This window comes from Arthrobacter sp. HY1533 (genome assembly GCF_027568515.1).
Taxonomy (GTDB): Bacteria; Actinomycetota; Actinomycetes; order Actinomycetales; family Micrococcaceae; genus Specibacter.
In genome coordinates, this window is record NZ_JANKZF010000009.1 from 66,004 (window position 1) to 86,164 (window position 20,161).

Here is a 20,161-nt window from a genome sequence, read left to right on the forward strand (position 1 = left end):
GCCGTGGATACTTTATGAGGGCCAATCCAGGCCCGCCACAACTGCACAGGGGGACTGCATCACCATGCGTACTGCTTTAAGGAATCTTCGGCGCGCAGGGGCCTGCCTGGCCGTTGCCACCTTGCTGGCCTCGTTGGCCGGGGTGGCGGCGCTGCCGGCGGCCGCCGACCCGGGCCAGGTCCCCGCCATCACCGACCCGTTCGAAGGCGCGGTGTTCCACGACGTTCCGAATATTTCGGGCACGGGCGAACCGGGCACCACTGCCTCGATTGCCGACGGCAACGGCACCCCCGTGTGCTCGGCACCCATTGACGACTTCGGCTACTTCCAGTGCACGGGCACGGAACTGCTTCCCGCCGGGCCGAACGAGCTGACAGTCACCGCCACCACGCCCGACGGCGCCAGCACGGTGGGCAACACGGTCCAGGTCACGGCCGAGTACTCCATCCAGGTGGGCTACCCGCAGGCTGGCGCGCTCGTCTCCGCACGACAGGCGTTTTCAGGCACGGCGCTGCCCGGCGTTCAGGTGCAAATGGTCGCGGCGGGCGGCACCGCCGTCTGCACCACGGTTTCCGATGACTGGGGCGACTTCCAGTGCATTCCGTCCGAGGCCCTTCCGGAGGGGCCGCTGACCCTGGCCCCGTCCATGACTGTGGTGGCGGGGTCCGTGGTGGTGGGCGCAGCCACGTCATGGACGGTCATTGCCGACCCGGTCATCACCAGCCCGGCCAACGGTGCCGTGGTGGGCGACCTGCCCGTATTTTCCGGCACGGCCCACCCGGGCACCGATATTTCCATCAATCACGGACGCAGCGGCCTGGCACTTTGCACCGCAAAGGTGGGTGCCGATGGCACGTTCAGCTGCCCCATGGCACGGAAGTTGTTCGTGGGCAGCCTTGAAGTTTTCCCGGAAACCTCACTCGACGGCGTCGGCTCCGTAATGGGCACAGTCACCACCCTCGCCGTGCAGGTCACCCCTGTCATCGTGCGGCCCGCCACCGGCGGATTTGCCGCGGCCCTGGCGGTCATTGAAGGCACGGCCGGCGCGTTCAGCACCGTTGCCGTGGTGGACGGCAACGGCACAACAGTGTGCACCGCCAAGGCAGACGCCAACGGGGCCTTTGGCTGCGTCGCCACCGCGGCGCTCAGCGCAGGCAAGCACACCCTGACACCCGTGCAGACAAGCTTTGACGGCGTTCCCGTCCGGGGCGCCGCCGTCCACGTCACTGTGCCCGGCACTGTTCCCGGGGAGGTTGTGCCGACAACGCCGGCCACCACGGCACCCGCCGCAACGCAGACACCCGTTGCCACTGTGAATGCCGCGGGCGGAGCAACGCAGCAGCTGGCCAACACGGGCGTGGCCAGCACGGCCCTGCCCGTTGCCGTTGCGGCACTCTTGCTGCTCCTGGGCGGCGCGGCGCTGGCACCAGGCTTCCGGCGTCGTACGCACGGATAAATAGCTCCGAAGGCACAAAAAAGGCCGGGTTTCCAATGGAAACCCGGCCTTTTTGCAGCCCGGAAAGGGGCAGGCGCCTTAGCCCTGGTACGGCTTGGCGGAGATGATCTCCACCGGGATTTCGCGGCCGTTGGGTGCCTGGTAGCTGAGCTTGTCGCCCACCTTGGAACCCATGATGGCGGCACCGAGTGCCGAACGCTCGCTGTAGACCTCAAGGTCTCCGGCGCCAACTTCGCGGCTGCCGAGCAGGAAGGTGGTCTCGTCTCCTGCGATGGTCGCAACCACCACCATGCCCTGCTCCACAATGCCGTCGTCGGCCGGGGCGTCGCCCACGCGGGCGTAGCGCAGCATTTCACTGAGCTGGCGGATGCGGGCCTCGATCTTGCCCTGCTCATCCTTGGCGGCGTGGTAGCCGCCGTTTTCCTTCAAGTCGCCTTCCTGGCGGGCTTGTTCAATCTTGCTGACAATTTCGGCGCGGCCGGGGCCGGAGAGCTGGGTCAGCTCGGCCTGGAGGCGGTCGAACGCTTCCTGGGTCAGCCATGCAGAGGGGGGCGCACTGTTGGTGGTAGCCACGTAGTTCTCCTTGAATGTACAAAAGCAAAGGCCCCGCAGCAGGTGGTCCAGTGGAGTCCGGGGCCCGCACCCTTGTGAACAAGGGCACATGTGGCGCCGGGGATTCCATGGGCCCACCAAGCGGGGCAAATGGTAATAGATGACAGTTTAGTCAATAAGGCGGATAAACCCAAGAATGCGGGTTGCCCGTGTTACGGGGACGGCACGATCCAGCAGTTTTCCACCACGCCTGTCACAGCCAGGGAATCCGTGCGGATCTCGCCGCGGACAGTGGTGGTGCGGCCGTTCTCGCTGCCGGCCTCCTTGCCGTTGGGGCCCACCGTGATGACATTCCAGCCCACCACGGCATAGGCCTCGTTCATGGCCTTCACGGCGCACCTCGCCGTGGCCTCGGGGGCCTTCGTCACAGCCAGGTCAACCGTGGTCATGGTGGCATCCACCACGTTGTAGCTGAGGATTTTCTGGCTGACGCCCGTGTTGCCGCCCACAATGGTCCACAGGATCCAGGTCAGGGACAGCACGGCTGCCACCGCCAGGAGAATTTTCTGCGTTTTTTTGGACACTGCCCGCTTGGGTGTGCCGTAACGATTGGCTAGGCTGGTAGCTGCTGGAGAATCAGAATTTGTCACTGCATCCACTTGTGTCTGTGCCGCGCATGCCGCGGTCTGGCCGCCCCATGGCGGAGGCGTTGGACTCAACGACAAGTTTAGCGTTTATTTGGCCATTGTCTTTTTGCCCGTTCCACAGCAGTTGCAAAGAATTGAAGGTAGCCCGTGAACACCAGCAAGAGCCCCGCAGGCGGAAAGCTGCGACTTTTGGCGGTCCATGCCCACCCCGACGACGAGGCCAGCAAGGGCGCCGCAACGATGGCCTCCTACGCCGCCGCCGGCGTCGAGGTGATGGTTGCCACATGCACGGGCGGGGAACGCGGAGACATCCAGAACCCGGCCCTTATCAACGCACCCCACCCCGCCCGTGACATGGGCGGTGCCCGGCGCCTGGAAATGGCCAAGGCCGCAGAGATACTGGGCATCCAACAGCAATGGCTGGGCTTCACCGACTCCGGCCTGCCCGAGGGCGAGCCGCTGCCCCCGCTGCCGGCGAACTGCTTTGCCCTCAAGCCGCTGGAGATTGCCGCGGCACCCCTGGTGCGCCTGGTGCGCCGCTTCCGCCCGCACGTGATCATCTCCTATGACGAAAACGGCGGCTACCCGCACCCGGACCACATCATGGCCCACAAGGTGGCCGTCGAGGCCTTCCATGCGGCCGGGGACCCGGAAAAGTACCCCGGCACGGGGGAGGCATGGGAGCCGTCCAAGCTGTACTACGACCGCGCCTTCAACCCGCAGCGTTTCCGCGCCCTGCACTTTGCCCTTGAGGAGGCCGGGCTCGCCTCGCCCTACGCCGAGCGCCTCGCCGCCTGGCTTGAGGCCGACAGCGAGGGCCACACCCCCGTGGCCGGCCCGCACGCCACCACCACGCAGATTGACTGTGGCGACTACTTTGAAACCCGCGACGACGCCCTGCGCGCCCACGCAACCCAGGTGGACCCCGAAGGATTCTTCTTCGCCGTGAGCCCGCACATGCAGCGCAAGGTGTGGCCGTGGGAGGACTATTCCCTCATTGAGTCCAGGGTGCCCACCACGCTCCCAGAGAACGACCTGTTTGCTGGCTTACGATAGTCAGTGGACGTTTTCTGGCCGGCACCATGCCGGCCGGTGATGAAACGAAAGACGAATTGTGCACACTTTGATTTTGCTGGCCGCCACCGACCCCGCGATTCCGCCGCAGCCGGGCCTGCGCCCGGGGCTGACGGAGGACCAGATCACCCCCGGCCTGCTCGGCTTCATCATCACCTTCAGCATTGTGGTGGTCATGTTCTTTTTGATCCGCGACATGGTCAAGCGCATCCGCCGTGTCCGCTACCGGGCCCAGGTGGAGGAAGAGCATGCCGGCACCCCGAGCGAATACATGGGCATCCCGATCATGTCCGAGACTGCCATGAAGAACGCCGCGTACACGTTCGACGACGCCCCGTCCGTTCCCGCGCAATCGCCGGCGCCCGCCGGGGACGCCGAAGCTCCTGGCGCGCCGGACGCCAAGTAGCACCCTGCCATGAACAGGCTGGCGGGGGAACCGAGCGCGTACCTCCGCCAGCATGCCCACAACCCCGTCAACTGGCAGCCGTTTGACGACGCCGCCTTCGCCGAGGCGGCCGAACGCGGCGTCCCCATTTTTCTGTCGGTGGGGTACGCCGCGTGCCACTGGTGCCACGTCATGGCCGGGGAATCCTTTGAGGACCCGGCCATTGGCGCGTTCCTGAACGAGCACTTCGTCCCCATCAAGGTGGACCGCGAGGAACGCCCCGACGTGGACGATGCCTATATGGCGGCCACCCAGGCCCTGAGCGGCCAGGGCGGCTGGCCCATGAGTGTCTTTCTGACCCCCGACGGCCGCGCCTTCTACGCCGGAACATACTTCCCGCCCGCGCCCGCCCCGGGGCAGCCCTCCTTCCGGCAGGTCCTGGAGGCCGTCGGGGAGGCCTGGACCCTGCGCCGTGGCGAGGTGGAGGACACGGCCAACGCCCTCGCGGATGCCCTGTCCAAGCCCATGTGGCAGCTGCACACGGACGCCGCCGTCGAGCCCGCCGTGGAGCCGGGCGTGGAGCAGGGCCCGGACCTTGCCGCCGCGGCGCAGCAGGCCGTCTCCGCCCTGGCCCGGGCGGAGGACCCCGTCCACGGCGGATTCGGCACGGCGCCGAAGTTCCCGCCCACCCCGGCCCTGGAATTCCTGCTGCGCCATGCCGCCTCGGACGCCCCCACTGCGGGGATTGCCCACGGGCTGGCCGGCCGGACACTGGGCGCCATGGTGCGATCGGCCCTGTTTGACCGTCTGGGCGGCGGCTTTGCCCGCTACAGTGTCACGGCCGACTGGTCAGAGCCGCACTACGAGAAAATGCTGTACGACAACGCCGGCCTGCTGCAGGTTCTGGTGCACTGGATCCGGCTCACGGGGCAGGATGCCGCCGCTGCCCTTTCGCCGGACGACGGCGTTGCCTCCCCGGGCGGGCCCGCGCCGCTGGGTGCCGAGGAGGCAAGGGAGGCCGTGGCCGCCACGGTTGCGTGGCTGCTGGCCGAGTTGCGCCTGCCCGGTGGCGCCTTCGCCTCCTCCCTGGACGCGGACACAGTGGTCGACGGCGTGCACCACGAGGGTGCCAGCTACACCTGGACACTGGATCAACTCGTAGCTGCGGCTCAGGATGTGGCCGGTGACGGGCCGCAGGCACAGGCCCAGGAGCTGGGCGCAGCCGTGGCCAGCTTCATGGGCGTCGCCGGCCACCCGCCCCGGCCGCTGCATGCGGCACGTCCGCTGACGGCAGCCGAGCGTGGGCAATGGGATCGCATAGAACCTGCCCTGCTGCGGAGGCGGGCGGCCCGGGCCATGCCGGCCCGCGATGACAAGGTGGTGGCCGGCTGGAACGGCATGCTCATGGCGGCCCTGGCCGAGGCCGGGACGGTCCTGGCGGAGCCCGCCTGGGTGGCGGCCGCCGTCGAACTGGGCAACTATATCCACACTGTTCACTGGGACGGCCAGCTGCGGCGCGTCTCTCATGCGGGCCGCGCCCGCGGCATCAAGGGGCTGCTGGAGGACTACGCGGCCTGCGCCAACGGCTACCTGGCACTGTATGCAGCCACGGGCGAGCGCCGCTGGCTTGATTTTGCCGGGGAGCTCATCGACGCCATGGAACGGGATTTCATTGCCGGCGGGACGGTGTTCAACCACGGGGCGCACGCCGATGCTGCCTCAGGCGGTGCCCTGGGTGCCGGTGCCCGGGCCGGTTCACGCTTTGCCGACCCCTTCGACAACGCAACCGCCGGGGGAGCGGCGCTGCTTGCCGCGGCGTTCACCTCATGGGCCGGGTACACGGGATCGGGCCGCCACCGCAGAATCGTTGCGGGCATGCTGGCCACGTTGCCGGATCTCGCACTCAGGGCACCGCGCTCGGCCGGCGGGATGCTGGCCGTGGCCGAGGCCCTCGCGGCGGGCCCGCTGGAGGTCGCCGTCGTGGGAGCGGCGGGTCCGGAGCGGGAGGCCCTGCTGGAAGTTGTCCGGGCCTCGGCCTCGCCGGGCATGGTGGTTGCCGTGTGGGACGGCGAAGGTTCCCCGCCCGCGCCGCTGCTGGAGGGCCGCGGCATGTCCGGGCGGCCGGCGGGATCCCCGCCCGTGCTGGCCCACGTGTGCCGCAACATGGTGTGCGCCCGCCCCGTCTCCGCTCCGGAGGAATTGCGGCAGCTCCTGGACCGGCCCGGCCGCGGCCTCCACGGAAGCTCCACCCCCGTCGGTTAGATTGTTTGAGTGCACTTCTCCGTCCGGGGACTTGTGGGGGAATCCGGAAGGAATCAGCAATGCGAATTTTGCGACGTGTAGTTTTTCCAATCATCTGGCTGTTGATCTTCAGCATCATTGCCGCGGCGCTGGTCAAGCTAGCCTTCATTGACGGGCTGGCGGATGAGGGCCAGCTGCCCGAGCCGCAGGCCAGGGTCCAGGCACCGGTCATCGAGGCCGGACGCGCCACGGTCACCAACACCGTGGACTTGGCCGGCACCGTCCAGAGCGACCCCGCCGTTCCGGTCCGTGCCACCGCCGCCGGCAAGGTGGTGTTCTTCTTCGTCGAAAAGGGTGCAACCGTCGGTGCCGGCGCGCCGCTCTTCCAGGTCCGCAGTGAGGTGGCGCCCGACCCCGCCGCCCAGGCCCCCGCCCCCGCGTCCGGCGCGGATGGCGAAGACGCCGCCCCGCCCGCCGCTCCCGCCCCGGTCTATGCCTTCACCGACGTCCTGGCACCCGCCGCGGGCACCCTGGACACGCTCTCGGTGTTGCTGAACCAGGAGGTCGGCGTGGGGGACCAGGCCGGGACCATCGCCCCGGGCACCTTCTCCATCACGGGCTCGCTCAGCACGGCCCAGCAGTTCCGGCTCATGGGCAAGCCCGCCACGGCCACCGGCTCCATCGCCAACGGGCCCGCACCCTTCGCCTGCCAGGACGTCCAGTTGAGCAACAAGACCGCGACCGAAGGCACAGGAACGGGCGCCGCCGCCATCCCGGGCGGCCCGGGCGGCCCCGCGCCGGCCGAGACCGGCACCGGCCAGGTCAGCTGTGCAGTTCCGGCGGGCACCACAGTCTTCCCCGGGCTGGGGGCCACCATCACCCTCACCGCCGGCGAGGCCAAGGACGTAGTCACCCTTCCACTGACGGCCGTCAAGGGCTCCGTGCAGAACGGCGTTGTCTGGATCCCGTCGGCCGACGGCGCCGGCGTGCCCGAGGAACGCAAGGTCCTGCTGGGCCTGAACGACGGCAATGTCGTGGAGATTGTTTCCGGCCTGGACGAGGGCCAGCAGGTGCTGGAGTTCGTCCCCGGCGTTGACGCCCCCATGCCCGACGGGCAGATGGCCGGCTTCGGCCCGATGGGCGGCTGAGCATGACAATCTTCCCCAGTGACGAAGGCGACGGCGACAACAGCGACGTGGTCCCCGGCGTCGACCCTGCCACCGCGCCCCTGGTCGACCTGCAAAACGTGACCCGCACGGTGATCCTGCCCGACGACGAGGAGCTGCACATCCTGCGCGGTGTGGACCTGCAGGTGCGGGTGGGCGACCACACGGCCATTGTGGGCCGCTCCGGCTGTGGCAAGTCAACGCTGCTGAACATCCTGGGCCTTCTGGACGTGCCCAGCAGCGGACACATGAGCTTCGAGGGAACCCCCGTGGCGAAGCTGGGCAACAACGCCCGGGCACGGCTGCGCGGCTCCAGCATCGGCTTCGTGTTCCAGCAGTTCAACCTGCTGCCCGGGCGCACGGCCCTGGAGAATGTGGTGACACCGCTGATGTACGGCACCGCCAGGGAATTTTGGCGGCGCAACCAGATCGGCATGGACATGCTTGACCGGGTGGGCCTGTCCGCCCGGGCAGGCACGCAGCCGCACATGCTTTCCGGCGGCGAGCAGCAGCGCGTGGCCATAGCCCGTGCGCTGGTGCGCCGCCCCCGGCTGATCCTGGCCGATGAACCCACCGGCGCCCTGGACGTGGATACCGGGCAGGCCGTCATGGACCTGCTGGATGCCATTGCCACCGAATCTGGTGCGGCCCTGGTGACCATCACGCACGACCTCAACGTGGCGGCCCGCGCACGCAGCCGCTACCGGCTCGACGCCGGCGTGCTCACGCCCGCCGCGGCCCTCGCGGAGGTGGGCGCATGACCGCGTTCATTTCCACCATGGTCGAGGCCTGGTCGGAACTGCGCATCCACAAGACCCGTGTGCTGCTGGCCCTCATTGGGGTGGCCCTGTCCGTTGCCGTGCTCACCACTGTGGTGGGGGTGGGCAACCTGGCCCGCGAGGGAATGCGCGCGGATTCCGAGCGCAACGGCGGCCGCGAGGCCACACTGACCCTTACCGCATCCGCCGATCCCGGCAGCGCCGTGGCCCCCGACGAGGCCAAGACCAGGCGCGTCCTGGACGCCACGGTTGAACGCTACGGCTTCACGCACTACTCGCGCCTGGTGCGTGCCCAGGGCCGCTTCCAGTTCCCGGGCGGTGTGCAAAACGTGGAACTCACGGTGGTGGACCCGCCCTACGGCACCATCCACCGGGTGGACGTCACCCAAGGTGGGTGGTTCGCACCGGACGACGCCGAGCGGCTGGCTCCCGCCGTCGTCGTCAACGAGGCGTTTTACTCCGCCGCCGGACGGCCAAGCCTGGCCACGAACCCGCAGACCACCATCCTGGGATCCACCGCTGCCACAGCCGTGGTCATCGGGGTCATGCCCGACCAGTACCCGGGGGCGATGCCGCAGGCGTTCATCCTCACCGAGGCGGCCGCGGCCGCGGGCATTGGCGCCGATGCCTCCATGGGCCAGGGGCAGGAAATGCGCATCTGGGTGCCGGCGGGCATGGCCGAGGAGCTCGTGCAAAAGCTCAACGCCGACCTGACCCAGCAGCTGCCAGGGGCATATGTGGGGGTGTACCGCAGCGACTTCGCCGCCTATGGGGACCCGTTTGCCATGGTGCAGCTGATGGTCTCCGGCATTGCGGCGTTGATCCTGCTGCTGGGGGCCGTGGGGCTGCTGAACATTTCCATGGTCACCGTGCGGTACCGAGTGCGCGAGATCGGCATCCGGCGCAGCTTTGGCGCCACCTCGGGGCGGATTTTCACCGGCGTCATGATGGAGTCCGTCGTGGCCACCACCGTGGCCGGCGCCCTGGGCGTCATGCTGGCCGTGGCCATCGTGAAGAACCCGTGGGTGGAATCAAAGGTGGCGCCAAGCCTCGACGCCTACCCGGCGTTCCCCGTCGAGGCGGCGCTGCTGGGGCTGGGCGCAGCTGTTGTGGTGGGTGCGCTGGCAGGTGCCATTCCGGCGCTCGTGGCCATCCGGGTCAAGGTCATCGACGCGATCCGCTTCTAACCTCTCCGCCCTCCCCACGCTCCGACGCGGCATCACTTGATGTCCATTTTTCACCGACGCGGCATCACTTGATGTCTGTTTTTTTGCAAACGCTCCATCACCTAATGGCCGTTTTTCGGGGACGCTGCATCACCTAATGGCCGTTTTTCGCGGACGCCTAGTCAAACGGCGGTGGGCCCACAATTTCGATACCGCCGTTGAGCCGTCCGGACTCCATGACCTTGTCGAAATCAACCACGCCGGCGTCGGGCGCGTCCATGGGAATGCTGGCCCCCAGGTAGAACCCCTGCGCATTTCCGGGAGTCTGGAAGCACAGGATGCTGGTGTCCTCGGCCAGTGCCTTGAAGGCGTGCGGCACCCCGCGCAGGGCGACGGCCAGCCCGCCTGCCGCCACCGGCCGTTCAGCGCCGTCGATGTTCATCAGGATTTCGCCGGAGAGGACGAACAACGTTTCGTCCGTCTCCGGATGGATGTGCATGGGTGTCACCTTGCCGCGTTCCATGTCGTCACGGTTGATCAAGAACGCCCCGCCGGTTTCCTCGGCCTTGGCCAGCCACGTGTGGACGCCGCCGCCATAGAACCACCGCCGCTCACCCTCCCCGTTCTGGCGGATGAATGACTGGCCCTGCTTCTTCGTGTCCATGGGACTCGCCTCGTTGTTGAACAAACAGCTTTATGGGACTAATGTCTCATAACAAGACTGCGGTATCATGAGTGTCATGTCAAGGCCTTATATGGAACTCGGACGCAGCGGCCAGAAGCTTCGAACCTTCAACGCCCTGGTTGAGGCGGCCCGGGGAATGGTCGCGGACGGAAAAACCCCAACCGTGGACGATGCCGCACTAGCCGCCGGCGTCGCACGGAGCACGGCATACCGCTATTTTCCCGGCCAGCGCGAGCTGTTGGCTGCGGCCCATCCTGAAACGGGACTGACCTCCATGCTGCCGGAGAACCCGGGTGACAATCCGGCGCAACGGCTGGACGCCGTCGTGGTCAAGTTCATCGGCATGATCATGGAAACGGAAGTCCAGCAACGCACCATGCTGAAACTCTCGCTTGATCCCGAGCTCCCGGGCAACGATCTGCCGTTGCGGCAAGGCCGGGCCATACCGTGGATCACGGAGGCGCTCGAGCCGCTGGCCGGCAAGCTTGGGGACGCGGAAATCCGCCGGCTGGTGCTGGCGATTCGCAGCGCCATCGGCATCGAGTCGCTGGTGTGGCTGACGGACATTGGCGCCTTGTCCCGGGACGAGGCATTTGCGTCCATGCGGTGGAGCGCCCAGGCCTTGCTCCGCCATGCGCTTGAGGCAGGTCCTCCTGCCTATTGATGTGCTGCGGGATGTTTGTGGAGCCTGCCGCGGCTTGGGGGCTGGCTCCGCCGGGCCGGTCAGGCGAAGACCACCAGCACCACGGCGAGGAAGTGGATGGCGAAGCCCGCCACGGTGAGCGCGTGGAACAACTCGTGGAAGCCGAAGTGCCGGTGGCTGAAGTTGGGCTTCTTGATCCCGTAAATGACGGCGCCGGCAATGTACATGGCCCCGCCCAGGCAGATGAGCACGGTGGGCAGGGCCCCGGCGGCCCAGAAATCCGGCAGGAAGAACAGGGCCGTGATGCCCAGCAGCACGTAAATGGGCACGTACAGCCACCGGGGTGCGCCCACCCACAGGACCCGGAACACCACCCCGGCAACGGCGCCAACCCAGATCATCCACAGCAGCAGGGTCGCGGTGGGGCGCGGCAGCATCAGGTAAGACAGGGGCGTGTAGGAGCCGGCAATGACCAGCATGATGTTGCTGTGGTCCAGCCGCTTGAGCAGGGCCCTGGACTTGGGCTGCCAGTTCCCGCGGTGATACAGCGCGCTTGTGCCAAATAGCAGCACGCCCGTGACCACGTAGATGGCACAGGCAATCTTGGCGCCTGTGCCCGGGGCAAGTGCCACCAGGATGGTCCCCGCAACGAGAACCAGCGGTGCGGTTCCGGCGTGCAGCCAGCCGCGCCAGGTGGGCTTGAGTTCCGTGCCGGGAAGGGTGCTCATGGGAAAAGCATAGCGCGGCCGCCGGCTAAGTTACTGTCCAGTAGCGGCAATGGGTGGTTGCCTTGATGAGTTTTTGCGGGCCGGGCGGGTACTCTGTAAGCAGCAAGATTCGCAAGGCCGCAGGGCCATGATTCGCAAAGGTCCGGTGCACTTTCTATGCGGTTGTCCACCGCGTCCATGCGGATGCCCAAGGTTCTCTACAACTTTTATGAGCGCCGATTGGCCAGGGCCCTGGACCTGGGCAGCGTTCCCGGCCACATCGGCGTCATGGTGGACGGCAACCGCCGCTGGGCCAAGCAGTTCAACGCCCCCACGAGCGAGGGCCACCAGGCCGGCGCCGACAAGATCCTGGAATTCCTGGGCTGGTGCCAGGACCTGGGCATCAAGGTCGTCACGCTCTACATGCTCTCCACCGACAACATGAGCCGCTCCGCCGAAGAGCTGGACGAACTCATGGGAATCATCGCCAACACCCTTGACCTGCTGGACGCCGACGCCGACATCAGCGTCCACGCCATGGGGGCGCCGGAGCTGCTGCCTGACTACCTGGCCGCCCGGCTGTCCTCGCTCACGGCCCGCACCCCGGCCAAGGAGCGCATCCACGTGAACATGGCCATCGGCTACGGTGGCCGGCGGGAAATTGTCGACGCCGTCCGCGAGCTCATGCACGACGCCGACGCCGCCGGGCGCAGCATGGCCGAGGTTGCGGACTCCCTGACGGTCGATGACATCTCCAAGTTCCTGTACACCCGCGGCCAGCCCGATCCGGACCTGGTGATCCGCACTTCCGGCGAACAGCGCCTCTCCGGCTTCCTCATGTGGCAAAGCGCCTACAGCGAGTTCTACTTCTGCGAGGCCCTGTGGCCGGCCTTCCGCAAGATCGACTTCCTGCGCGCCCTGCGCGACTACGCGGGCCGCAGCCGCCGCTTCGGCAGCTGACGCCGTCCGGCTTGCCGCCCCAAGCGTTTGCCGAAAATTAACTTCCATCAAGGCGTTTCTAACGCTTTTGACGATTTTCGCGGCGTAGCTTGGAGTCAACGGAGGGCAACTCCGCCCGACGTACCGACTGGAATTCCGGACGCAGCGATGGTCCGGAAGGGCTGGAGCGAAACGTGGTTGAAACCATGAACCTTGGGCAGCATTCGCACGACTCGCACACCGCAACAAAATTGCGCACCTATGTCATTGACACCTCTGTCCTGCTGTCGGACCCGCGGGCGGTCACCCGCTTCGCCGAGCACCATGTGGTGGTGCCGATCGTTGTGGTCTCGGAGCTGGAGGGCAAACGCCACGACCCCGAGCTGGGCTACTTTGCCCGTACCGCCCTGAGGCTCCTGGACGAGATGCGCGAGCGCCACGGCGGCCTGGCCACCCCGGTTCCCTTGGGGAACGACGGCGGGACGTTCCGTGTGGAGCTCAACCACGTTTCTCTGGAGGTGCTTCCGGCGGGCATGCGCGGCATGGACAACGACTCACGCATCCTGGCCGTTGCGCGGAACCTCGCCAACGAGGGACACAATGTCACGGTGGTGTCCAAGGATGTGCCGATGCGGGTCAAGGCCTCTGCCCTGGGCCTGGCGGCGGAGGAGTACCGCAACGAACTCGTCCAGGATTCGGGCTGGACCGGTGTGGACGAGGTGGAGGCCACCGAGGCCGAGATGACGGCGCTGTACAACCACGAACCCGTGCCGATCCCCGACGCCGCCGTGCTGCCCGTGAACACCTCGCTTGTCATCACCAGCAACCGCGGCTCGGCCCTGGGCCGCGTGGGGGAGGACCAGCAGGTGCGCCTGGTGCGCGGCGACAGGGAGGCATTTGGCCTGCACGGGCGCTCGGCCGAGCAGCGCCTGGCCCTTGACCTGCTGATGGACCCGGACGTCGGCATTGTGTCCCTGGGCGGACGGGCCGGAACGGGCAAGAGCGCGCTGGCCCTGTGCGCCGGTCTTGAGGCCGTGCTGGAGCGCAATGAACACCGCAAGGTGGTGGTGTTCCGTCCCCTCTACGCCGTGGGCGGGCAGGAGCTGGGGTACCTGCCCGGCTCCGAGAGCGAGAAGATGAACCCGTGGGCCCAGGCCGTCTTTGACACGCTGGGCTCGGTGGTCTCCGACACCCTCATGGACGAGATCATGGAGCGCGGGCTGCTGGAGGTCCTGCCGCTGACCCACATTCGTGGCCGATCCCTGCACGATTCCTTCGTGATCGTGGATGAGGCCCAGTCACTGGAGAAGAACGTGCTGCTGACGGTCATGAGCCGCATCGGCCAGCGCTCCAAGATTGTCCTGACCCACGACGTCGCCCAGCGCGACAACCTCCGGGTGGGCCGCCACGACGGGATCGTGGCCGTGGTGGAGACGCTCAAGGGGCATCCGCTGTTCGGCCACGTGACGCTGACACGCTCCGAGCGTTCCCCGATTGCCGCGCTCGTCTCGGAAATGCTGGAGCGCGCCGAAATCTAGTCCGTGAGAGTGCAGTTGATGCCGTTGTCCCAGTGGGATAACGGCATCAGCTGCGATCTCGGCGGGCAGGTTCAGGCGTTGGGGCCCAGCTCCCACGGGATGTGGGCCCGCACGTCGGTCAGGCCCATGCTGACCTCCTCAAAGAGATCGTCAAGCATGTACTCATCAAGGCCCAGAAGCACCATGGAGTGCCCTGTGCCTGCTGTGTCCCCGTCCAGGGATTGCGAGGCCACGCAGATGCCCGTCCCAAGGTCTATGCGCACGATGGTGCGCCCGAGGAACAGCAACGGGGCGTCGGCAAACACGGGCCGGTAGCTGGGGTTGGGGCTCAGCACCGCCTGCACGGCGGACCGGCCATGGTGCATCACGCTGGTGATGTCCTCAATCTCGGCCACATTGGCAAAGGGCGCCTCCAGCGGCACGGGGCGGTCGCCCGCCAGTTCCACGGGGTCCAGGGCGGCGGCCGCCCGGCCGGAGCCGTAGGAGGGCTCGCCATAGAGTGCTTCGGGGCGGCGGACCACAAAGCCGTCCCCGTCCTTCACGGGGTTGACCAGGGCGGGCTGCAATAGCCACGGCTTGCGGCTGCCGCTGATGAACAGGGAATCCCGGGACTCGTTGATGTGGGTGGTGCTGGCCAGCAGGGCCCCTTCCTGGGTTTCCACGCGCAGGGCGCCGGGGCGCCGCACCCAGCAGTTCAGCGGGGGATCGGCCGCCGCAGGCCCCGGAACCATCCGGTGCAGCTCAAACCTGACGCTCTGCCAGCGCCATGGGGAAGAGCGGCACAGGTGCCTGAAGGAGTCGATGGGGAAGGATGCGGCGCTCATAGCCACAGCATAGACCCGCCCAGGGAGTAGCATCACGCTATGGTGGCACGCCTTCTGGATCTGTGGGACGCCAGCGCGGTGGCGCTGTCCTGCGCCCTGGCCGCCTGCCTGTACCTGCTCTGGCTGGCCGTGCAGTTGAGCATCATTGACATCCGCACCCACACCCTGCCCCGGCGCCTGGTCCTGCCGGCCTACCCCATCGCCGGATCCCTGCTGCTGGCCGCCGCGCTCGCGGGCGGCACCCCGCTCCATGCGCTCAATGCCGCCGGCGGGGCCCTCTCCATGGCCGGTCTGTATTGGCTGCTATGGGCGGTCTACCCGTCTGGCATGGGTTTTGGCGACGTCAGGCTGGCCGGAGTGCTGGGCCTGTTCCTGGGATACCTGGGCTGGCAGCACGTCCTGCTGGGCGCCGCGGGCGGCTTTGTGGCCGGCGGGCTGTGGGGCATCGTGCTAATTGCCAGCCGCCGCGGCACCGCCAAGTCGGCCATCCCGTTTGGTCCGGCCATGCTTGCCGGCGCCCTCGGCACCATGCTGTTGCTGCCCGCCGCCTGACCGTGGCCCTACTGCGGCGCCACGCTGTAGCGGTGCTCCGGCCGCCCCGTGGCGCCGTACTTCAGCGAGATGGCGACGGCGCCGTCGTCCGCCAGGGAGGACAGGTAGCGCTGGGCCGTGGTCCGGGAAATTCCGACGGCGGACGCCACCTCCGCTGTCGACTGGCCCTCCCGCGCGGCCAGGGCGGCCAGGACCGCCGACTCCGTGGCAGAGGCAGCCTTGGGCCCCGCGGCCGCGGCGCCGGGATGCAGTGCCTGCCAGGCCGTCTCGAGGCGGTCCTGGCCCAGGCTTCCGGTCTCCGCCAGCAGCCGCCGGTACCTGGCGTAGCCACGCAGCCGCGATTCCAGCAGCCCTGCGGCGAAGGGCTTGATGAGGTAGGCCAGGGCGCCGTGGCGCAGTGCCATGCGCACCGTTTCGGGGTCCGATGCGGCGCTGAGCATCATGGCGTCAGCGTCGATGCGCCGCAGCAGGTCCAGGCCGGACGCATCCGGCAGGTAGACATCCAGCAGGACCAGGTCCGGCCGTTCGGCGTCGATGACCTTCAGGCCCTGGGCGGCCGTCGGCGCAGGCGGCAGGGCCCGGAAGCCCGGAACGGCGTCGACAAAGCCGGCGTGCAGCCGCCCCACATGGAAGTCGTCCTCAACGATCAGGACGCTGAAATCACCGGTCACGGGTTCTCCTTGGAAGTGTGCAGGGGCGCCAGGACGCCGGGAAGACGGGCGCAGAAGACGGCGCCGTGGGTTTGGGGTGAACCGTCGTCGGCCACCCACACGTCCCCGCCGCGGCGGCGGGCCAGGTGCCGGATGAGTGCCAGGCCCACGCCCTGGCCGGAGGCAACGTCGGGGCCGCCGGGGCTGGGAGCGGTTGAGTAGCCGGCTGCGAAGATCGCCTCGCTCGCCTGGGAGCCGGGGGATGGGACCTGCAGGCCGTCGCCGGAATCGGCCACCACCAGGTGCAGGGTGCCGCCGGAGCCGGTGAGCTCGTCGAGCAGTTCCACCTCGACCCACTTGTTCTCCGATGCCCCGGCCACGGCGGCGCTGATGGCGTTGTCCATGAGGTTGCCCAGCACCGCCGTGACATCCTGGGGGTCGGTGATGTGCCCGCGGACCAGGGTTTCGGCGCCGATCCGGACCTCCACGCCGCGCTCATGGGCCTCGATGCTCTTGGCGCCAATGAAAGCCTCAAGGTATGGATCCGTGAGCAGGGCAAGATCCCTGGCCGGGTACTGCAGCGGGCCTCCTGCCATGATCTCCCCGATGTAGCCGCGGGCCTCGGTGGGCCGGCCAATGTCCAGCAGGCCTGCAACGGTGTGGAGCCGGTTGGCGAACTCGTGCCGCTGCGCCCGCAGTGCTGTGCCCAGTGCGTTGACGGCGTCGAGCTGGCGGGTCAGTGCCTGCACCTCGGTGCGGTCCCGAACCATGATGACCCGGCCCAGGCCGCGGCCGCTGGCGCCGAGCCGCACGGGGCGGGCCGTCACAATGACCACCCGTCCGTCGAGCACATGCTCGGCCGGCCCGTACCCGTCGCCTGAGGCACCGGACGCGCGGGAACCAGGGGAATCACTGGAGGCACCGGCCGCAGCGGCGGCGTCGGCAAGAAACGCGGGCAGCCCGCTCGTGGCGAGCGGCAGCCCGCCAAAAGCGCCCTTGGATTCGGGGGCCAGCAGCCGCCGGGCGCCGTCGTTGAAGACGGTGATGGTTCCTGCCTCGGACACGCCGATGACGCCTTCGTCCACTCCGCGCAGCACAGCCTCCTGGTCCTGTGCCAGCCCGGAGATCTCCTCCGGTTCCAGCCCCAGCGTGAGCTTGCGCAGCCGGGCGCCCATGATGGCCGAGGCAAGTGCGCCGAGGGCCAGCGACAGCCCGGCAACCAGGGCAACGGGAGGCAGGTTGCGCAGCAGCCCGGCCAGGAGGTCGTCGGTGGAGAAGCCCACGCCCACCTCACCGACCACAACTGAGTCGGACCCCGGTGCAAAAACCGGCACCTTGGCCCGCACCGAGCGCCCCAGGGTCCCGTGCTCCTGGGACGTCACTTCGCCCCCGCCCAGCGCCACCGAGGGATCGGTCGACACCATTTGCCCCAGCAGGGCCGGGTTCGGGTGCGCCAGCCGCAGCCCGGCGTCGTCGGTCACCAGGACATACAGGGCATCGGTGCGGACCCGGACGGCTTCCGCATACTGCTGCAGCGGGCCGCCGGCGAGGCTCGCCGGGGTCAGCGCCGATTCGGGCCCGGCAGCCAGCGCCGCCGTCTCATGCCGCACGTCCTCGGAGGAAGCCACCGTGCGCGCCACGGACAGGGCGCGGGCCTCGGCCTGTTCGCCGAGCCACTGGTACGTGAGCGCGGCAAAGGTTCCGGCGGAGATGAGGACCACGGCCGCCACCACGGCCAACTGCAGCAGCAGCACGCGGGTGGCGAAGCGCAGCCTGGGGCCGGAACGTGCCTGCTTCAACGAAGGTCTCCTCTGCTTCCGGCCCTGCGGCCGGGGCGCCCGGTTGGCCATGGGCCGGGGCAATGTCCCGCCGCGAAAACGGTGGGTTTTATGGGCTAAACGTATTCAACGGGCAGTACTTGGGTCAAGTGGACTAAACCCGGCCCGTGATCCAGATCACTATAAGTTCATCGGTAGGGCCACGACTGCGGCCGTTGTACAAAGGAGTTCACATGTTGGTAATCCTCGGATTCGCCATGATAGCGGTGTTCATGGCGCTCATCATGACAAAGAAATTGACGCCCGTCGTGGCGCTCATCGTAGTCCCCACCATCTTCGGCCTGTTCGCCGGCGCCGGTCTGGGCATTGGCGACATGGTCATGGACTCGATGAAGAGCCTGACCTCAACGGCCGCACTGCTCATGTTCGCAATTGTCTTCTTCGGCATGATGATCGATGTTGGCCTGTTCGACCCACTGGTCAAGCTCATCCTGCGCACGCTCGGCAACGACCCCGCCAAGGTGGTTGTGGGCACGGCAGTGCTGGCCGCCGTCGTGTCCCTGGACGGCGACGGCTCCACCACCTTCATCCTGACCACGGCGGCCATGCTGCCCATCTACCTGCGCCTGGGCATGAGCCCTGTGGTCCTGACGTGCGTGGCCGGCCTGGCCAACGGCACCATGAACATCCTGCCGTGGGGCGGCCCCACCGCCCGCGCCGCCGCAGCGCTGAAGGTCACACCCAGCGAGGTGTTTGTCCCCATGATCCCCTCGCTCATCGCCGGCATGATCGTCATCTTCTTCTTCGCCTGGCACCTTGGCATCCGCGAACGCCGCCGCCTGGCCCTGGCCGGCAGCCTGTGGAGCGGCAATTCCACGCACGACGCCGGCAGCCCGGAAGGCGGCAGCGGCAGCAAGGCTGCGGCCGGCAATGCGACGGGCGGAAAGGGTTCCGCAGGCACCACCACCCTGCTGACCGTGGAGAAGCCGCGCTCTGCAGCGCAGGAACGCTTCGACGCCCAGGTCCTCGCCGTGGCGAACCAGGATGCGGCGGCGGTCAACACCTCGCTGGCCGACTCGCAGTTGGACCCCAACCGGGACACGCTGCGGCCCAAGTTGTTCTGGTTCAACCTGGCCCTGACAGTGACGCTCATGGTGGTCTTGGTCATGGACATCCTGCCCCTGCCGTACGTGTTCATGGTGGGCTCCGCGATTGCCCTGGTGGTCAACTTCCCCAGGGTCAAGGACCAGGCCAAGGCGCTGGTGTCCCACGCCGGCAGCATCGTGGCCGTGGTCTCCATGGTCATGGCTGCGGCCGTCCTGACCGGCGTGCTGAGCGGCACCGGCATGGTGGATGCCATGGCGGCCTGGCTGGTCAGCGTCATCCCCACCTCCATGGGCCCCTACATGGCAGTCATCACAGGACTGCTGAGCATCCCCATGACGTTCTTCATGAGCAACGACGCCTTCTACTTCGGCGTGCTGCCCGTGCTCAGCGAGACCGCGGCCCACTTCGGCATCGACCCGGCGGCCATGGCCCGGGCCTCCATCGCCGGCCAGCCCGTCCACATGCAGAGCCCCCTGGTGCCGGCCATCCTGCTGCTGGTCTCGCTGTCCCGCGTGGACCTGGGCGACCACCACAAGAAGGTCCTCTGGCGAGCACTCGTGGTGTCGCTCGTGATGCTGGCCGTGGCCATCGGCATCGGCGTCATCCCCTTCGGCTGATCCGGTGTCCTGACGCTAGGCTGGCACCATGGGATCACCGGAATTCATTCTCAAGCTCCGTGAAAAGATCGGCCACGACCCCCTGTGGCTGCCCGGCGTACGCGGCGTGGTGGTGGACGACGCCGGACGCGTGCTGCTGGGTGAACGCTCCGACACCGGCGGCTGGGCGCTCATCACCGGCATCCTGGAGCCGGGGGAGGAGCCCGGGCCCGGCCTGCTGCGCGAAATCTTCGAGGAGACGGCCGTGGTGGCCAGGATCGAGCATCTGCTGGGCGTCTATGCCGTGGGACCTGTGACGTTCCCCAACGGCGATGTCTGCGACTTCCTGAATGTGGAGTTCATTGCCCGCCACGTGAGCGGCACGGCCCGCGTGAACGACGACGAATCCCTCGCTGTGGGCTGGTTCGCCATCGACGAGTTGCCGCCGCTGCGCCCCGGCCACCTCGAATGTATCCAGCGCGCCCTCGCGTACAACGGTGAGGCCGGCTTCCAGCACTAGCGTTGCCTCTTCGAGTCAGCAGCTATGGCTGTACTCGGAGCGCCAATACAGCCACAGCTGCTGACTCGAGGAGTGGCGTCGGTCCGCCCAACGCAAAAGGCGCGTGCCGCCGTCGTACATGAAATCAGTACGACGGCGGCACGCGCCTTTCTTGCG

The 20,161-nt window shown here is 67.8% G+C and carries 20 protein-coding genes; 13 read left to right on the top strand and 7 right to left on the bottom strand.

Annotation, left to right across the window (positions count from 1 at the left end; genetic code table 11):
• Positions 1-64: 64 nt before the first annotated feature.
• Positions 65-1,456 (top strand): hypothetical protein, encoded by a 1,392-nt coding sequence (locus tag PCK14_RS09160; protein WP_269938170.1) that lies wholly within the window; start codon positions 65-67, stop codon positions 1,454-1,456.
• A 78-nt stretch (positions 1,457-1,534) separates the two neighbouring features.
• Here the strand turns inward: PCK14_RS09160 and greA are convergent, their stop codons facing one another.
• Positions 1,535-2,029, bottom strand: a complete 495-nt coding sequence (gene greA, locus PCK14_RS09165) for a transcription elongation factor GreA (RefSeq protein WP_269938171.1) — start codon at positions 2,027-2,029, stop codon at positions 1,535-1,537.
• A 191-nt stretch (positions 2,030-2,220) separates the two neighbouring features.
• Entirely contained in the window at positions 2,221-2,592 is a 372-nt protein-coding gene (locus PCK14_RS09170) for a DUF4307 domain-containing protein (RefSeq protein WP_269938172.1), read from the bottom strand.
• Positions 2,593-2,802: 210 nt separating this feature from the next.
• On the opposite strand from PCK14_RS09170, the gene mca reads away from it, so the two are divergent.
• From mca to PCK14_RS09200, 6 genes are read left to right on the top strand one after another with little or no spacing between them, the layout of a single operon-like run.
• Entirely contained in the window at positions 2,803-3,711 is a 909-nt protein-coding gene (mca, locus tag PCK14_RS09175) for a mycothiol conjugate amidase Mca (RefSeq protein WP_269938173.1), read from the top strand.
• A 58-nt stretch (positions 3,712-3,769) separates the two neighbouring features.
• Positions 3,770-4,135, top strand: coding sequence for a hypothetical protein (locus PCK14_RS09180; protein WP_269938174.1), 366 nt, complete (start codon positions 3,770-3,772; stop codon positions 4,133-4,135).
• A gap of 9 nt (positions 4,136-4,144) precedes the next feature.
• Complete coding sequence (locus PCK14_RS09185; RefSeq protein ID WP_269938175.1) at positions 4,145-6,376, top strand: thioredoxin domain-containing protein; 2,232 nt, start codon at positions 4,145-4,147, stop codon at positions 6,374-6,376.
• A 59-nt stretch (positions 6,377-6,435) separates the two neighbouring features.
• Positions 6,436-7,503 carry an efflux RND transporter periplasmic adaptor subunit gene (locus tag PCK14_RS09190; RefSeq protein ID WP_269938176.1) on the top strand — a complete coding sequence of 356 codons (1,068 nt, stop codon included), beginning with the start codon at positions 6,436-6,438 and terminating at the stop codon, positions 7,501-7,503.
• Between the two features lie 2 nt (positions 7,504-7,505).
• Entirely contained in the window at positions 7,506-8,282 is a 777-nt protein-coding gene (locus PCK14_RS09195; RefSeq protein ID WP_269938177.1) for an ABC transporter ATP-binding protein, read from the top strand.
• Positions 8,279-9,487 (top strand): ABC transporter permease, encoded by a 1,209-nt coding sequence (locus PCK14_RS09200; RefSeq protein ID WP_269938178.1) that lies wholly within the window; start codon positions 8,279-8,281, stop codon positions 9,485-9,487. The genes PCK14_RS09195 and PCK14_RS09200 overlap by 4 nt, the downstream gene beginning before the upstream one ends.
• Positions 9,488-9,644: 157 nt before the next feature.
• Here PCK14_RS09200 and PCK14_RS09205 read toward each other — a convergent pair whose 3' ends face one another.
• Positions 9,645-10,130, bottom strand: coding sequence for a cupin domain-containing protein (locus PCK14_RS09205; protein WP_269938179.1), 486 nt, complete (start codon positions 10,128-10,130; stop codon positions 9,645-9,647).
• Between the two features lie 76 nt (positions 10,131-10,206).
• On the opposite strand from PCK14_RS09205, the gene PCK14_RS09210 reads away from it, so the two are divergent.
• Positions 10,207-10,815 carry a TetR/AcrR family transcriptional regulator gene (locus tag PCK14_RS09210; protein WP_269938180.1) on the top strand — a complete coding sequence of 203 codons (609 nt, stop codon included), beginning with the start codon at positions 10,207-10,209 and terminating at the stop codon, positions 10,813-10,815.
• 59 nt (positions 10,816-10,874) lie between these two features.
• Here PCK14_RS09210 and trhA read toward each other — a convergent pair whose 3' ends face one another.
• On the bottom strand, positions 10,875-11,522 hold the full coding sequence (trhA, locus tag PCK14_RS09215; RefSeq protein WP_269938181.1) for a PAQR family membrane homeostasis protein TrhA: 648 nt from the start codon (positions 11,520-11,522) through the stop codon (positions 10,875-10,877).
• Between the two features lie 177 nt (positions 11,523-11,699).
• On the opposite strand from trhA, the gene PCK14_RS09220 reads away from it, so the two are divergent.
• Complete coding sequence (locus tag PCK14_RS09220) at positions 11,700-12,461, top strand: isoprenyl transferase (protein ID WP_269938316.1); 762 nt, start codon at positions 11,700-11,702, stop codon at positions 12,459-12,461.
• A 185-nt stretch (positions 12,462-12,646) separates the two neighbouring features.
• Complete coding sequence (locus PCK14_RS09225; RefSeq protein WP_269938317.1) at positions 12,647-13,978, top strand: PhoH family protein; 1,332 nt, start codon at positions 12,647-12,649, stop codon at positions 13,976-13,978.
• A gap of 71 nt (positions 13,979-14,049) precedes the next feature.
• Here PCK14_RS09225 and PCK14_RS09230 read toward each other — a convergent pair whose 3' ends face one another.
• Entirely contained in the window at positions 14,050-14,802 is a 753-nt protein-coding gene (locus PCK14_RS09230; RefSeq protein WP_269938182.1) for a hypothetical protein, read from the bottom strand.
• A gap of 39 nt (positions 14,803-14,841) precedes the next feature.
• On the opposite strand from PCK14_RS09230, the gene PCK14_RS09235 reads away from it, so the two are divergent.
• Complete coding sequence (locus PCK14_RS09235; RefSeq protein ID WP_269938183.1) at positions 14,842-15,354, top strand: prepilin peptidase; 513 nt, start codon at positions 14,842-14,844, stop codon at positions 15,352-15,354.
• Positions 15,355-15,362: 8 nt separating this feature from the next.
• Here PCK14_RS09235 and PCK14_RS09240 read toward each other — a convergent pair whose 3' ends face one another.
• Both PCK14_RS09240 and PCK14_RS09245 read right to left on the bottom strand, forming a co-directional pair.
• Complete coding sequence (locus PCK14_RS09240) at positions 15,363-16,025, bottom strand: response regulator (protein WP_269938184.1); 663 nt, start codon at positions 16,023-16,025, stop codon at positions 15,363-15,365.
• On the bottom strand, positions 16,022-17,803 hold the full coding sequence (locus PCK14_RS09245; RefSeq protein ID WP_269938185.1) for a sensor histidine kinase: 1,782 nt from the start codon (positions 17,801-17,803) through the stop codon (positions 16,022-16,024). Before PCK14_RS09245 ends, PCK14_RS09240 begins: the two co-directional genes overlap by 4 nt.
• Positions 17,804-18,015: 212 nt before the next feature.
• Here PCK14_RS09245 and PCK14_RS09250 point away from each other — a divergent pair, with 212 nt between their 5' ends.
• Positions 18,016-19,506, top strand: a complete 1,491-nt coding sequence (locus tag PCK14_RS09250) for a CitMHS family transporter (RefSeq protein ID WP_269938186.1) — start codon at positions 18,016-18,018, stop codon at positions 19,504-19,506.
• A gap of 28 nt (positions 19,507-19,534) precedes the next feature.
• Positions 19,535-20,005, top strand: coding sequence for an NUDIX hydrolase (locus PCK14_RS09255; RefSeq protein ID WP_269938187.1), 471 nt, complete (start codon positions 19,535-19,537; stop codon positions 20,003-20,005).
• Positions 20,006-20,161 lie beyond the last annotated feature (156 nt).